This is a genomic window from Dryocola sharpae (assembly GCF_051307055.1).
GTDB lineage: Bacteria > Pseudomonadota > Gammaproteobacteria > Enterobacterales > Enterobacteriaceae > Dryocola.
This window is the reverse complement of the sequence record NZ_CP149994.1, coordinates 2,134,385-2,147,843: the sequence shown is the minus strand read 5'-3', so window position 1 is coordinate 2,147,843 and position 13,459 is coordinate 2,134,385. Positions and strand designations below refer to the sequence as shown.

Here is a 13,459-nt window from a genome sequence, read left to right as displayed (position 1 = left end):
CTGAGCAAAAAGCCGACGACAAGGTTAACGATGAGAAAAGTTAAGGTTTATCAGGAAGCATGGCCGCTGCATACGCCGTTTGTTATCTCGCGCGGCACGCGCAGCGAGGCTGTTGTGGTAGTGGTTGAGCTTGAAGAAGATGGGATCAAAGCCGTAGGGGAGTGCACGCCTTATCCGCGTTATGGCGAAAGCGATGCCTCGGTGCTGGCGCAGATTGCGACGATAATCCCGCAGCTGGAGCTGGGCATGACGCGTGAAGCATTACAGCAGGCTTTACCCGCCGGGGCTGCCCGCAATGCCGTAGACAGCGCACTGTGGGATCTGGAAGCGCGGCGCAAAGGCGTCTTTGTGGCGCATCTCGCAGGCGTTGAGCTGCCGGAGATGATAGCTACCGCGCAAACGGTGAGTATTGCCGCTCCTGAGCAAATGGCCGCCGCCGCCGCGTTGCTGTGGCAAAAGGGCGCGCGTTTGCTGAAAGTGAAGCTCGACGATCGCCTGATTACCGAGCGCATGGTTGCCATTCGTGCGGCGGTGCCGGAAGCCGTGCTGATCGTTGATGCCAACGAGGCCTGGCACAGCGAAGGCCTGGCCGCGCGCTGTCAGCTGCTGGCCGATTTGAACGTTGCGATGCTTGAACAACCGCTGCCTGCCAGCGAAGACGGCGCGCTGGCTAACTTTATCCATCCGCTGCCGATTTGCGCCGATGAAAGCTGCCATACGCGTGAAAGCCTGGCGGCGCTGAAAGGGCGCTATGAGATGGTAAACGTGAAGCTGGATAAGACCGGCGGACTGACCGAAGCGCTGGCCTTAATACGGGCCGCTCGCGAGCAGGGTTTTGATGTGATGCTTGGCTGTATGCTTTGTACATCGCGCGCCGTTGCCGCCGCGTTACCGCTGGCAGCAATGGTTCGCTTTGCCGATTTGGATGGCCCGACGTGGCTGGCTGTGGACGTCGAGCCAGCCCTGCGTTTTGAAACCGGCAAACTTTATCCTTAACCCGCCTGTCTGTGCCAGTGCAGCAATCCCATCATCGCCTCAAGATAACGCTCGCTGGCCTCATCGGCTGAGACCGGCGGGAATTCCGCCGTAATGCACGGCAGATTCAGATCCGCACACCAGCTTCCAAACGAACCCGGCGTTTCGTAGCCAACGCTCGTCACCAGCGGTAAAGCAAAGGCGTCTGCCAGCCAGTTGCCAAGCGAAGAATTAGCGGGATCTTCAATGCAGCCCAGCGGATCGTGAAACGAAACGACCCATGCAGGCTGGAGCGAATGAATTAACTGGCAGAGCGCCGTCGTTTCCGGTTCAGAGCCCGGCTTGGCGCCGGTTGATAACACCACGTCCCGCCGATCCGCGCTGCTGTTCCAGCGGTAAACCGTGTCGCCAGCTTTCCAGTTCGCAGCCGGAAAATTCCGGTTCAGATCGACGCCGTTGGCATTGGCACGCAGGCCAAGCTGGCAGCCGTCAGGGTTAACGGCGAGCACGACATGATGACGGCGATATTTCGCCTCAAGCGTGCGCAGGGCGCAGGACAGCGTCACCATCGCTGCATTTTCATCGCCGTGCGTGCCGGCAACGATCAACCCGCTGCGGGTTTCGCTCGGGCTTGCCGGGAACCACAGTAAAGGCGCGCCAAATACAGATTTACCGTAACGCTCACTGCCGGGAGGCAAATGGCCGCGTAGTGGGCGAGGGCGATGACCGGGCATAGAAATCCTTATGGAAGCTGATAGTTTTTAACATTAATAGCAGCGTTTCACAAAAAACTCATCTGAAACCAACTGGCCGCCGGCCTGTTCGCAGAGCTGGCCCTGCGCGGTAGATGACAGCGCTCAAGTTATAAGAATTTAATTTCCCACGGCGGTTGCATTGAAACAGGTTGTTTGCTTTTCTTAATTGCAAAACAAGCAATTGCGCGAGATCACCCGCCGACCGGCGTATGTTTAGCGCCAAAAATGAATCCTTAAAAGGTAACTGATGAAAAAAAGTTTTCGTATTACCTGCTGTGCGCTGGCAGTGGCCTGCACTTTTTCGGCGGCCCGGGCAGCAGACGTGCCTGCCGGTACCAAACTGGCGGCCACCCAGGAGCTGGTTCGCCATATTAAAGATGAGCCTGCATCATTAGATCCGGTTAAAGCCGTTGGCCTGCCGGAAATCCAGGTCATCCGCGATCTCTTCGAAGGTCTGGTTAACGAAAACGAAAAAGGTGAGCTGGTTCCGGGCGTGGCGACAAAATGGCGCAGCAACGATAACCGCACCTGGACATTTACCCTGCGTGACGATGCCCGCTGGTCTGACGGCTCCCCGGTCACCGCAGAAGATTTCGTTTATAGCTGGCAGCGGCTGGTTAATCCTGAAAATACGTCCCCCTTTGCCTGGTTTGCGGCCCTGGCGGGCATAGCGAATGCGCAGGCAATTATTGACGGCAAAATGCCTGCGGATAAGCTGGGCGTGACGGCGGTTGACGCCCACACGTTGCGTATTCAGCTCGACAGGCCAATAGCTTACTTCCCAAGCCTGACGGCGAACTTCTCGCTCTATCCGGTTCCCAAAGCCACGGTGGAAAAACTGGGCCAGGACTGGACCAAACCCGGCAATCTGATTGGAAACGGCGCCTTTACCCTCACGGAGCGGGTGGTAAACGAAAAGCTGGTACTGGTACCGAATAAAAGCTACTGGGATAACGGCAAGACCGTGCTGACCAAAGTGACCTTTATTCCCATTAACCAGGAGACCGCGGCAACAAAACGCTACCTGGCAGGGGATATTGATATCACCGAGTCCTTCCCGAAAACCATGTACCAGAAGCTGCTGAAGGACATTCCGGGCCAGGTCTACACCCCGCCGCAGCTCGGCACCTATTATTACGCATTCAATACGCAAAAAGGCCCCACCGCAGATGCGAGAGTTCGCCTGGCGTTGAGCATGACTATCGATCGCAGATTGCTGGCGGATAAGGTGCTCGGAACAGGCGAGAAACCAGCCTGGCGCTTTACGCCGGACGTGACGGCAGGCTTCAAACCCGAACCTTCGCCGTTTGAGCAGATGAGCCAGCAGGAGCTGAACGCGCAGGCGAAAACCCTGCTGCGCGCGGCCGGTTACGATGTCAATAAACCGCTTAAACTTTCGCTGCTCTATAACACCTCGGAAAACCACCAGAAGATAGCCATTGCGGTGGCCTCCATGTGGAGGAAAAACCTTGGCGTAGAGGTGAAATTACAAAACCAGGAGTGGAAAACCTATATCGACAGCCGTCAAACCGGCAATTTCGATGTGATTCGTGCCAACTGGATAGGAGATTACAACGAACCTTCGACGTTCCTGTCGTTGATGACGTCAACCCACAGCGGCAACATCGCGCGCTTCAATTCCCCAGCCTACGACAAAGTCATGACGCAGGCGAGCCAGGAAGTGACGGAGGCCGGACGTAATAAATTCTACAACCAGGCCGAAAGGATCATTCAGGAGCAGGCGCCGATCGCCCCGATTTACCAGTACACCAACGGACGCCTGATAAAGCCGTGGCTGAAGGGCTATCCGATCAACAACCCGGAAGATATGGCCTACAGCCGTACGATGTACATCGTGGCGCACTGATCGTCCCGCGCTGATTCCCTGCCCGTCAGGGCGGGGAATAGCGTGCAACATCAATCAAGGAACCACCGCGGTTAATGGGTAATGTCGGTAGAGCGGGAAAGCTTTTCCCATGCCGCCAGCTCCGCTAAACGCGATTCATATTCCTGCGTGAGGAGAGCTAGCGCATCGGACCCGGCAGCAAAGCGTAAGGGTTTTTCTTTGGCAGAGGCCAGCGTCAGCAGAGCCCGGGCAAGCTTAACCGGATCGCCTGGCTGAGCATGGTTATAGTCACGGTAGGTTTTCTCATCCTTGTGCCGCACCGAATCATAATCACCTATCGATGGGCTGGCAAAATGAACGGAACGTTCGTCCAGAAAATCTGTGCGGAAGAAGCCGGGCTCAACGATAGTAATATTAATGCCAAAACGTGAAACCTCACCGGCAAGCGAGGCTGAATACCCCTCCACGGCGAACTTGCTGGCGCAATAGATTGATGCAACGTTGAAGCCTGCGGCTCCCCCTATGGAAGAGAAATTAAAAATATGGCCCGCGCGCTGTTCGCGCATACAGGGCAAAATAGCCTGCGTCATTGTTATCTGCCCGAAGACGTTGGTTTCAAACTGCGCTTTTACCGCCTCCGCCGTCACTTCTTCAAAATAACCCATCTGGCCATAACCGGCGTTATTAACCAGCACGTCGATACGGCCGAAGCGTTTTAGGCATTCTTCAACGACCTGCGACTGCTGCTGGCGATCGCAAATATCCAGCGGCAATAACAGCAGGCCGGGTAAGGCCGGAAAAGTTTCCCGTAACCTTTGCAGATTGCGACCCGTTGCGCAGACGTTCATACCGGCAGCCAGTGCCGCTTTAACCATCTCCATTCCTATACCACGCGTAGCGCCAGTAATTAACCAGGTTTGTTTCATCGTCAGAGTTCCGGATAGCGGGCAGGATTGCCGGGAACCAGTGTATGGCGCCTCTTCTGTTGCCGGATAAACCGATACTCTTTTATTATTGCACGATCCTATTTTTGACGATTAAATTACCCGGTTTATTCTATTCTTCCTTCTCGTCAGCTTTTCTTCTGGATAAACGATGTTCAACGAAGCCATTGAATTTATAAATCAACAGAATAACCACGATGGGTTAATCGATACGCCGCTTAAACGCGTGCAGTTTATTTATAGCCAAAAGCCAGGGGAGCTCGTTACAACGTTGCATGAACCTGCGCTTTGCGTGGTGATATCAGGTAAGAAAAAGGTAGCCGTTGCCGGGAAAACCTACGAGTACGATCGTTTTTCCAGCCTGCTGGTTTCCGTTGATCTGCCCGTCAGCGGCCAGATTGTTGAGGCATCGGCGCAGCATCCCTATATTTGTCTGCGTTTAGCTTTGTGCCGGGAAGTGATTATGGATGTCATAGCGGAGGCGGGAGTACAGCAGCAAAACAGGGGCGATCGAGTCACGGGGATTTCGCTGGTTGATAATGACGCTTTAATCACGGATGCGGTCAGACGCCTGATCCAGAGCCTGAAGGCGCCCGGAGAGGCGAAACTTCTCGGTTTGATGGCCGAACGGGAAATTATTTACCGCCTCCTCAGCAGGCCAGAGGGGGCGTTTCTCTGCCGGATGGTATTCAGCAGGCAGGCCGAGGCTGCGGTAGTGCGCGCTATTGCCTGGCTGAAGGAAAACTATGCCGACAGCTTCAGCATGGCGAAACTTGCAAAGCATGCCGGATTAAGCGTATCGGCGCTTCATCTGCATTTTAAAAAAGTGACGCTGCTCACCCCGCTGCAATACCAGAAACAGTTGCGCCTGCAGGAGGCGAGGCGTCTTATCCTCTTTGAGCAAAAAGATGCGGCGAGCGCGGCGTTTCAGGTGGGCTATGACAGCCAGTCGCAGTTCAGTCGGGAGTATCGCCGCATGTACGGCCTGCCGCCGATAAAGGATCGCAGGGCTACCGTTCTTTGAGCTTATTCGCATCGGAAGCCGCCTGCGCTGAAATGTCGGATTCGCCGTCTGCTATTATTAATTACTTAACTACCCACTATTCTGAGGTGGACTATGGCATCCGGCTGGGCAAATGATGACGCGGTACAGGAGCAAATTGACAGCACGATAGACGATGCTATTGCCCGCGCGCGCAGCGAATTACCTACAGGCGAAAGTCTGACGCATTGCGAAGAGTGCGGAGACCCTATCCCCGAACAGCGCCGCAAAGCGATTCCCGGCGTGCGGCTGTGCGTGAAGTGCCAGCAGGAAGAGGATGCCAGAAGATCCACTTTCTCAGGCTATAACCGCCGCGGTTCAAAAGACAGCCAGCTACGCTAGCCCGCATAGCGCTGCCAGCGATTTCTGCCTGCTTCTTTAGCCTGATAGAGCGCAGCATCCGCCTCGGCAATAAGCCGCACGGCAGAGGTGCCCACGGCGCAGCTGGCGATGCCCTGGCTTAGCGTGACGACGGGGGCGACAGGGGAGTTTTTATGCTCCAGAGCCATCGCCTGCAGGTTGAGTTTCACGCGTTCGGCAATCGCCGTTGCTTGTTGCGCCGAGGTATCGGGCAGCAGCATAATGAACTCTTCACCGCCAAAACGCGCCACCACATCCTGATTATTACGCGTGGCGCTCTCTATGCAATGCGCCACTTTTATCAGGCAGTCGTCTCCCGCCTGATGCCCATAGCGGTCGTTATATTTCTTGAAGTGATCGACATCGAGCATGACGAGCGAGAGTTCGGCGTGGGTTTGATGCTGGCGCTGGATCTCTTTATCCAGCAGCAGCTGGAATGAACGTCTGTTGGCGATGCCGGTCAGCGGATCCCGGTTAGCCAGCAGCTTTAGTTGATTGATTAAATCCACATTTTCCTGCTCGCGACGAACGGCGAGCATAAACCAGCTGCGCAGGATCCGCCTTCCCGACTCAAACAACGCCGCCATCAGGCCGTATAAAATCGCGTTCAAAGCGGTAAGCGTGGTGGGATAGACGAAGTTGCATATCAAAATGACTATCCAGACCGGTAAGGTAAAGCTGAGCAGGACTCGCCCGTCAAAGTACAAAGAAATCAGCGCGGTAAAGATCAGCAGCGCCGAGAACGGAAAAACGATCCTCACGTCTCCGCTGGCGATAAAAACGTAGAAGCACAGGGCCCACAATCCGCTGAGGCAAAATATCGTCCCGCGCGTGAGCTTGCTAAGCCACGGCGCCTGCTGTTCAGGGGCCATGCGCAGAATAAAGATAACCGCTGCGGACAGGGCCAGCACCAGCACCAGTGAAGTTTCCAGCAGATGCCGGGGATGATGCGGCCCGGCAGCCAGGCTGTCAGGTGAAAAATAATTACGTCCGAGGATAAATGCGGAAAAAAGTATGTTTACCCAAAGAAACCATGTGCCGCTCACGTTGATGGCATGCTGGCGCACCATGCTAAGCCGTAAGTCAAAATTGGGGCATGCTTTACGTCTGTCTGACAAACTTTTCTCCAGGATCGCATAAAAAAGAGGGAACGCTTTGTGAATAACTGTAGCCTGTGTGGCTACCTTGTCTAATTGTTAACGGCGGGTAAATGTTATTTCTTTAATTAATTCAGAACCTTTGCCTGGCTACGCGGGTTGAATAACAAAACAAGATGGCTAGACTGACTACAGAGTCTTTATCTGGCTGGGGGAAAGGAAGTGGAAGTGATTAAAGGGGCCGAACTCAACGTGCCTGACGCCGTGTTCGCCTGGCAACTGGACGGAATGGGCGGCGTAAAACCGATTGCAGGCGATGCCGTCATCGATCGTGAACATCCATGCTGGCTGCATCTCAATTATACCAACCGCGACAGCGCGGAATGGCTGACGACAACGCCGCTGCTGCCAAATTACGTCCGTGACGCCCTGGCGGGTGAAAGCCTGCGACCGCGGGTATCACGCGTCGGGGAAGGAACGCTAATCACTTTACGCTGCATTAACGGCAGCACCAACGAGCGCCCCGACCAGCTTGTCGCTATGCGGCTGTATATGGACGAGCGCCTTATCGTCTCGACTCGTCAGCGACAGGTTCTGGCGCTCGACGACGTGGTTAACGATCTGAACGAAGGCACCGGCCCCGTGGACTGCGGTAGCTGGCTGGTGGACGTTTGTGATGCGCTGACCGATCACGCCAGCGAATTTATCGAACAGCTACACGACAAAATCATCGACCTGGAAGATAACCTCCTCGATCAGCAAATCCCGCCGCGTGGCTTTCTGGCGCTGCTGCGCAAGCAGCTAATTGTAATGCGTCGTTATATGGCGCCGCAGCGGGATGTCTATGCGCGTTTATCAAGCGAGCGGCTGCCGTGGATGAGCGACGATAATCGCCGTCGCATGCAGGATATTTCAGACCGCTTAGGGCGAGGGCTGGATGAGATAGATTCATGTATAGCCCGCACGGCGGTGATGACTGACGAAATTGCGCAGGTGATGCAGGAGGCGATGGGGCGGAGGACCTATACCATGTCGCTGATGGCGATGGTATTTTTACCCAGCACCTTCCTTACCGGACTGTTCGGCGTAAACCTTGGCGGCATCCCGGGCGGCGAATGGCATTTCGGCTTCAGCCTGTTCTGCATTATGTTGGTGGTTTTGATCGGCGGTGTTGCCTGGTGGTTACATCGCAGTAAATGGCTGTAAAATTTCACATTTATAACAAAACCTGCGGCAAAAAAGGTCGGTTAACTTGAGCGAAGTCAATAAACTCCCGCGAGGTTAGAGGCAATATCTCTCCTGCAGGTGAATGCAACGTCAAGCGATGGGCGTTGCGCTCCATATTGTCTTACTTCCTTTTTTAGAATTACTGCATAGCACAATTGATTCATACAATGCCGGCTTTAACAGTCGGCTTTTTTTTGTCTGCGATTTGTTGTCTATGCTTAAGGGGAGAGCTAACAGGAGGAGTATATGACTTTTCACCGAAGCATGTTTATGAGTGACCCAACCCCCAGCGATCCGGTACCGAATCCCGATCCTTTTCCAAAACCGCAGCCGATACCCGATCCGCCTGTAGACCCCGATCCGAAGCCCATCATCGATCCGCCACCGCATATGTAAAGGCTACCCTCTCCGTTGCGGAGAGGGAAACCCGTCATTTAATTTCCAGCACGTCCAGACGCTGCAGCGGCGTTTCGCCGTCATCGTCTTCTGGCTGCCAGCCGGCAGGCCGCATCGGCAGCTCTTCACGATCGAACGCCAGATCGCCGCCGTCCACCACTTCCGTGCCGTGCAGAATGCCTTTGAAGTCGAACAGTTCAGTATCACACAGGTGTGAAGGCACCACGTTCTGCATCGCGCTGAACATGGTTTCGATACGGCCAGGGTAGCGCTTATCCCAGTCGCGCAGCATATCGCCAATAACCTGACGTTGCAGATTCGGCTGCGAACCGCAGAGATTGCACGGAATAATAGGAAATTCGCGCGCGATGGCGAAACGCTCGATATCTTTCTCGCGGCAGTAGGCCAGAGGACGAATAACGATATGTTTGCCATCGTCGCTCATCAGTTTCGGCGGCATGCCTTTCATCTTGCCGCCGTAAAACATGTTGAGGAACAGCGTCTGCAGGATGTCATCACGGTGGTGGCCAAGCGCGATTTTCGTCGCGCCCAGCTCCGTGGCCGTGCGATACAAAATGCCGCGACGCAGGCGGGAACACAGAGAGCAGGTCGTTTTCCCTTCCGGGATCTTGTCTTTTACGATGCCGTAAGTGTTCTCTTCGACAATCTTATACTCAACGCCGATGCTTTCCAGCCAGGCCGGCAGGATATGCTCCGGGAAGCCCGGCTGTTTCTGATCGAGGTTAACCGCCACCAGGCTGAAGCTGATGGGGGCGCTTTGCTGCAGATTGCGCAGAATTTCCAGCATGGTATAGCTGTCTTTACCGCCGGAGAGGCAAACCATAATGCGGTCGCCGTCTTCGATCATATTGTAATCGGCAATCGCTTCACCGACGTTACGGCGCAGACGCTTTTGTAATTTATTCAGATTGTACTGTTCTTTAGGCTTAATAGATTGATTTTCTTGCATATGTTTTTATCTTTAATTCTTCCAGTGACATCACAGGGGCAGCGCCTACAATGCGAGTTTCTCGTTCAGCATGCGTAAGTATGTCGCGTATGGTACGGATTACGCCGACGAATGCCAGCACGTTTTACCGCACAGCGTTCCAACGGGAACCGATAGATGCCAGGGCGTAATAAGGCTCCTGGATTCCTGCCCTGAAGCCAGGAAATTTTTATAAAGGATATGCGCGTTAAATCTCAATATAGCCAGCCGGTCTTACACACTCAGAACCGGCTGGCTGTCTTTGCTACTGGAGCAGCGTCATGGCATAGAATCCTGCGGCCGTCATGGCCAGCGAACCCAGAACGTGAACCAGTACCGAAGTTACCACCCACACATAGTTACCTGACTGCAGCAGCGCAAACACCTCCAGAGAAAATGTCGAAAAGGTGGTCATCCCACCGCAGAGGCCTGTTGTGACCAGCAGTCGCCAGGCCGGATCGAGGCCGGGGTGGCGAATAAAATACGCCATCGCCGCGCCGATAATAAAACCGCCCAGCAGATTAACCAGTAGCGTACCAGGCGGTAGCTCAGGAAAAAAAGCGTTCAGGCGGGCACCCAGCTGCCAGCGAATGACGCATCCCAGAGAACCGCCAATAATGACGGCGAAAAGCTGACTCACAGTGACTCCTTTTTATATTGGGGTTAAAAAATGGTGCGACACGGCGTATGCGTCCGTATTCATCTCATATATCACCGGTACGCCGGTTGGGACGTGAAGCCGCATGACGTCTTCTTCCGTCATTCCGTTTAAATACATAATCAGCGCGCGTAGCGAGTTGCCGTGCCCGACAATCAGTACGGTTTTACCGTGCTGAAGCTGCGGCATCACCACGCGCCGCCAGTACGGCAACACCCGACGAATGGTCATCTCCAGACTTTCCGTCGCGGGCAGGTCAGAAAGCGCAACCTGCCAGTAACGCGGATCCTGATGCAGACGAGCTGGCGCCATAAAGTCTGCGGGCGGAATACCGAGAAAGCTTTTTCGCCACTGACGGACTTTTTCCTCACCCATCATGCGGGCAGCTTCATCCTTATTCAGTCCCTGCAGGGCGCCGTAATGACGCTCGTTTAGCCGCCAGGTTTTGTCCACAGGCAGCCAGCTACGGTCAAGCTGCACGAGTACCTGCCACACGGTATGAACGCAGCGGGTCAGGACCGATGTGCTCACGCAATCGGGCCGCAGGCGGGCTTCCCGGAGCAGGAGGCCCGCCCGGTCAGCTTCCTGCCGGCCTTTTTCTGTCAGGGGTACGTCGTTCCAGCCAGTAAAACGATTTTCCCGGTTCCACAGACTTTCGCCGTGGCGTAGCAGGATGAGCGTTGAGGTGGTCATGGTCAGTTCCGGTTGATGTCGGGCCGCAGGGCCGTCAGGATTAACGATTACCGACGGCGGACAAATGCCTGCAGGCCCGCATACCGCGCGTCCTCGCCCAGCGTCTGCTCAATGCGCATCAGCTGGTTATATTTTTCCACACGCTCGCCCCGGCAGGGCGCGCCGGTTTTAAGATGTCCAGCCCGAAGGGCAACGGTCATATCAGCGATAAAAGTGTCTGTGGTTTCACCGCTTCGGTGCGAAATAAAAGCTCCCCAGCCATGCTGCTGACAGAGCGCGACGGCATCAAAAGTCTCGCTCAGCGTGCCAATTTGGTTAAGCTTAATCAGCGCGGCACTGGCCAGATCCTCTTCGATACCGCGTTGAATGTACTTCACATTGGTGACGAACAGATCGTCGCCAACCAGCTCGGCACGCGCTCCGAGCCGCTGATGCAGGTGCTTCCAGCCCGCCCAGTCATCTTCGGCCAGGCCATCCTCAAGCAGTATCACAGGGAAATGATCCATCAGTTCACCATAATAATCCGTCATCTCTTCAGCGCTCAGGGCGCTGCCCTCGGTGCGCAGATGATACTTCCCGTCCGTATAAAATTCGCTGGATGCAGGGTCCATGCAGATACTGATGTCTTCCCCTGGCCGGTAGCCTGCTTTTTCGATCGCCTGCACGATGAACTCCAGCGGCTCACGATTTGACGACACGGTCGGAGCAAATCCCCCCTCGTCGCCTACCGCCGCCGAGAGGTTTTTCGCCAGCAGAATCTGACGCAACGCCTGATACACCTCGCTGCCCTGGCGCACTGCCTCGGTCAGCGTCGGCGCACCGTGCGGCGCTATCATGAATTCCTGAAAGTCGGCGCCCTGGCCGCGGGCATGTACGCCGCCATTAATGATATTCATGCATGGCACGGGCAGCAGGTTCGCCTGCAGTCCACCCAGGTAACGGTAGAGCGGCTGACGCGTGGCATATGCAGCCAGCCGGGCTACCGCCAGCGACACGCCGAGAATGGCATTGGCACCCAGCCGGCTTTTATTTTCCGTGCCGTCCAGGGCCAGCATCTGGTTATCCAGGCGGCGCTGCTCCCGGACGTCCGTCCCGGCCACGGCGTTGCTAATTTCCGTATTCACGGCATGAATGGCATCCCGCACGCCTTTGCCGCCGAAGCGTTCCGCATTGCCGTCGCGTCGCTCCACGGCTTCACGGGAGCCGGTGCTGGCGCCGGACGGCACCGAGGCGCGCGCCATCTGACCGTCGGTGGTGAAAGCTTCAACTTCTATGGTGGGGTTGCCGCGCGAGTCAAGAATTTCGCGGGCGGTAACTTTATCCAGCGTAAAGTTCATGTGCATATCCTCTTTTTCAGGCGTGTATATGTTTAATCAGAACATCCACCGTGAGGTGGTTGATGTATTCCGCCGAACGTGACGTCAGCGATCCCATGAAACGGTTGCGGTGTCCGGCAATAACCAGGTCAATGCCAAGTTCGTTAATGCATTTCTCTACGTCTGCAAACCGTCGCATGGTCACCAGTTCACGCGTGTCCACGTCAATGGTCACTGAGGCCACCAGCTCACTGAGAAACGCCTTCGCTTTTATAATCTCCTCCGATACGGCGTTATCCATCAGACTGTCGGAGATATAGTTCATTTCACGGTAGTCATCGCTGACGTGGGCAATGGTGATTTTCATCTGCAACGGCTGCGCCAGTGCCGCGGCCTGCGCGAGAAGCGGGATCCCGTCCTTTTTATTTTGTACAAGTATCAGTGCGTGCGTGTATGTACTCATGATTGACTCCGGCTCTGGTTAAGATGGGCCTCAGGCCACGGCAGAAGCTGTTGCTTTCTGCTGAGCATGCCCGGTGCGATGCAGGAAGCCGCGTTTACGCTCTCCTGCCCGGCGAAATAAAACGTGGAAAAAACGAACCTGATAGCCGTCAGCATCAGCAGGCCAGCACCTGTCTGGTCTGCCAGAAGCGCCAACGCGGTAAGCAGGTCATTCAGCAGGGGAGCGCCCCGATCAGATGAGGTGATTTCAAGCTGGGCGAGGCGCACGTCTGTACCGGCGATAACGAAGGCTTTAAGGTCTTTATCCAGCAACTGTTCTGCTGACAGGCCGGCAACATCGGTTTTAGCGCTCAACAGTTCGTGGACAACGGCTCTGCGGTTTACACCCGACAGCATGCTGGGCTCGGTGCCCGCGCGGATATCGTCCTGCATGTTGGTATTAAACGTGTCGCTGAGCAGCACGCCCAGCAGAAGGATGGCATGAATGGCAGGCAGTTTTGCGATCGGTCCACCCAGCCGGTGATGGTCAATGATGCCGGCGTTATTATTCTGCAGAATGTCTGCGGGGTCCTGTCCCGGTTCGGTAAAATCGACCAGCCAGACCGGCTTCCCTGTAGGCGGAAAGCTGAGTACGACAGATTGCGTAAGCCCTGCGTGTCTGAAAATATAGCCAAAAACATGTGTCAATGATCTATCCCCG

The 13,459-nt window shown here is 55.2% G+C and carries 15 protein-coding genes and 1 pseudogene; 6 read left to right on the top strand and 10 right to left on the bottom strand.

What is annotated here, in order from left to right; all coding sequences use genetic code 11:
* The first annotated feature begins 30 nt into the window (after positions 1-30).
* Positions 31-996 carry an L-Ala-D/L-Glu epimerase gene (gene ycjG / locus WLO31_RS10390; RefSeq protein WP_435930388.1) on the top strand — a complete coding sequence of 322 codons (966 nt, stop codon included), beginning with the start codon at positions 31-33 and terminating at the stop codon, positions 994-996.
* Here ycjG and mpaA read toward each other — a convergent pair.
* Positions 993-1,709 carry a murein tripeptide amidase MpaA gene (mpaA, locus tag WLO31_RS10385; protein WP_435930387.1) on the bottom strand — a complete coding sequence of 239 codons (717 nt, stop codon included), beginning with the start codon at positions 1,707-1,709 and terminating at the stop codon, positions 993-995. The two genes, ycjG and mpaA, sit on opposite strands and share 4 nt — an antisense overlap.
* A 268-nt stretch (positions 1,710-1,977) precedes the next feature.
* On the opposite strand from mpaA, the gene WLO31_RS10380 reads away from it, so the two are divergent.
* Positions 1,978-3,597 carry a peptide ABC transporter substrate-binding protein gene (locus WLO31_RS10380; protein WP_435930386.1) on the top strand — a complete coding sequence of 540 codons (1,620 nt, stop codon included), beginning with the start codon at positions 1,978-1,980 and terminating at the stop codon, positions 3,595-3,597.
* A gap of 71 nt (positions 3,598-3,668) precedes the next feature.
* Here WLO31_RS10380 and WLO31_RS10375 read toward each other — a convergent pair whose 3' ends face one another.
* Positions 3,669-4,502: an SDR family NAD(P)-dependent oxidoreductase gene (locus WLO31_RS10375; protein ID WP_435930385.1), complete on the bottom strand. Its 834-nt coding sequence runs from the start codon at positions 4,500-4,502 to the stop codon at positions 3,669-3,671.
* Positions 4,503-4,671: 169 nt separating this feature from the next.
* Here WLO31_RS10375 and WLO31_RS10370 point away from each other — a divergent pair, with 169 nt between their 5' ends.
* Both WLO31_RS10370 and WLO31_RS10365 read left to right on the top strand, forming a co-directional pair.
* Positions 4,672-5,544 (top strand): AraC family transcriptional regulator N-terminal domain-containing protein, encoded by an 873-nt coding sequence (locus WLO31_RS10370; protein WP_435930384.1) that lies wholly within the window; start codon positions 4,672-4,674, stop codon positions 5,542-5,544.
* Between the two features lie 93 nt (positions 5,545-5,637).
* A complete protein-coding gene (locus WLO31_RS10365; protein ID WP_435930383.1) occupies positions 5,638-5,904 on the top strand; it encodes a DksA/TraR family C4-type zinc finger protein in 267 nt (88 codons plus the stop codon).
* On the opposite strand, the gene WLO31_RS10360 is transcribed toward WLO31_RS10365, so the two are convergent.
* Positions 5,901-7,040, bottom strand: a complete 1,140-nt coding sequence (locus WLO31_RS10360) for a GGDEF domain-containing protein (RefSeq protein ID WP_435930382.1) — start codon at positions 7,038-7,040, stop codon at positions 5,901-5,903. The two genes, WLO31_RS10365 and WLO31_RS10360, sit on opposite strands and share 4 nt — an antisense overlap.
* 201 nt (positions 7,041-7,241) lie before the next feature.
* Between WLO31_RS10360 and zntB the strand changes: the two genes are divergently transcribed.
* On the top strand, positions 7,242-8,225 hold the full coding sequence (gene zntB / locus WLO31_RS10355) for a zinc transporter ZntB (protein WP_435930381.1): 984 nt from the start codon (positions 7,242-7,244) through the stop codon (positions 8,223-8,225).
* A 267-nt stretch (positions 8,226-8,492) separates the two neighbouring features.
* Entirely contained in the window at positions 8,493-8,642 is a 150-nt protein-coding gene (locus WLO31_RS10350) for a hypothetical protein (RefSeq protein ID WP_435930380.1), read from the top strand.
* Between the two features lie 34 nt (positions 8,643-8,676).
* Here WLO31_RS10350 and ttcA read toward each other — a convergent pair whose 3' ends face one another.
* The 7 genes and pseudogenes from ttcA to WLO31_RS10315 form a co-directional block, all read right to left on the bottom strand.
* Complete coding sequence (ttcA, locus tag WLO31_RS10345; protein WP_435930379.1) at positions 8,677-9,612, bottom strand: tRNA 2-thiocytidine(32) synthetase TtcA; 936 nt, start codon at positions 9,610-9,612, stop codon at positions 8,677-8,679.
* Positions 9,613-9,680: 68 nt separating this feature from the next.
* Positions 9,681-9,799, bottom strand: a pseudogene (locus WLO31_RS10340) (site-specific integrase); the annotation flags it as partial.
* A gap of 96 nt (positions 9,800-9,895) precedes the next feature.
* Positions 9,896-10,270, bottom strand: a complete 375-nt coding sequence (gene crcB, locus WLO31_RS10335) for a fluoride efflux transporter CrcB (RefSeq protein ID WP_435930378.1) — start codon at positions 10,268-10,270, stop codon at positions 9,896-9,898.
* A 12-nt stretch (positions 10,271-10,282) separates the two neighbouring features.
* Positions 10,283-10,981 carry a 2,3-diphosphoglycerate-dependent phosphoglycerate mutase gene (gene gpmA / locus WLO31_RS10330; protein WP_435930377.1) on the bottom strand — a complete coding sequence of 233 codons (699 nt, stop codon included), beginning with the start codon at positions 10,979-10,981 and terminating at the stop codon, positions 10,283-10,285.
* Between the two features lie 47 nt (positions 10,982-11,028).
* Positions 11,029-12,318, bottom strand: coding sequence for a phosphopyruvate hydratase (gene eno, locus WLO31_RS10325; RefSeq protein WP_435930376.1), 1,290 nt, complete (start codon positions 12,316-12,318; stop codon positions 11,029-11,031).
* Between the two features lie 16 nt (positions 12,319-12,334).
* On the bottom strand, positions 12,335-12,760 hold the full coding sequence (locus tag WLO31_RS10320; protein ID WP_435930375.1) for a universal stress protein: 426 nt from the start codon (positions 12,758-12,760) through the stop codon (positions 12,335-12,337).
* The gene (locus tag WLO31_RS10315; RefSeq protein ID WP_435930374.1) at positions 12,757-13,446 is read right to left on the bottom strand and encodes a DHHA2 domain-containing protein; all 690 of its coding nucleotides are present in this window, start codon (positions 13,444-13,446) and stop codon (positions 12,757-12,759) included. The genes WLO31_RS10320 and WLO31_RS10315 overlap by 4 nt, the downstream gene beginning before the upstream one ends.
* Positions 13,447-13,459: the final 13 nt, after the last annotated feature.

Bases quoted from the DNA above. Each gene is read 5' to 3' on its own strand.
- WLO31_RS10365 (WP_435930383.1), top strand. From the start codon at position 5,638: ATGGCATCCGGCTGGGCAAATGATGACGCGGTACAGGAGCAAATTGAC.
- gpmA (WP_435930377.1), bottom strand. From the start codon at position 10,981: ATGACCACCTCAACGCTCATCCTGCTACGCCACGGCGAAAGTCTGTGG.
- WLO31_RS10320 (WP_435930375.1), bottom strand. From the start codon at position 12,760: ATGAGTACATACACGCACGCACTGATACTTGTACAAAATAAAAAGGAC.
- WLO31_RS10350 (WP_435930380.1), top strand. From the start codon at position 8,493: ATGACTTTTCACCGAAGCATGTTTATGAGTGACCCAACCCCCAGCGAT.
- WLO31_RS10370 (WP_435930384.1), top strand. From the start codon at position 4,672: ATGTTCAACGAAGCCATTGAATTTATAAATCAACAGAATAACCACGAT.
- mpaA (WP_435930387.1), bottom strand. From the start codon at position 1,709: ATGCCCGGTCATCGCCCTCGCCCACTACGCGGCCATTTGCCTCCCGGC.
- eno (WP_435930376.1), bottom strand. From the start codon at position 12,318: ATGAACTTTACGCTGGATAAAGTTACCGCCCGCGAAATTCTTGACTCG.
- ttcA (WP_435930379.1), bottom strand. From the start codon at position 9,612: ATGCAAGAAAATCAATCTATTAAGCCTAAAGAACAGTACAATCTGAAT.
- ycjG (WP_435930388.1), top strand. From the start codon at position 31: ATGAGAAAAGTTAAGGTTTATCAGGAAGCATGGCCGCTGCATACGCCG.
- WLO31_RS10380 (WP_435930386.1), top strand. From the start codon at position 1,978: ATGAAAAAAAGTTTTCGTATTACCTGCTGTGCGCTGGCAGTGGCCTGC.
- WLO31_RS10375 (WP_435930385.1), bottom strand. From the start codon at position 4,502: ATGAAACAAACCTGGTTAATTACTGGCGCTACGCGTGGTATAGGAATG.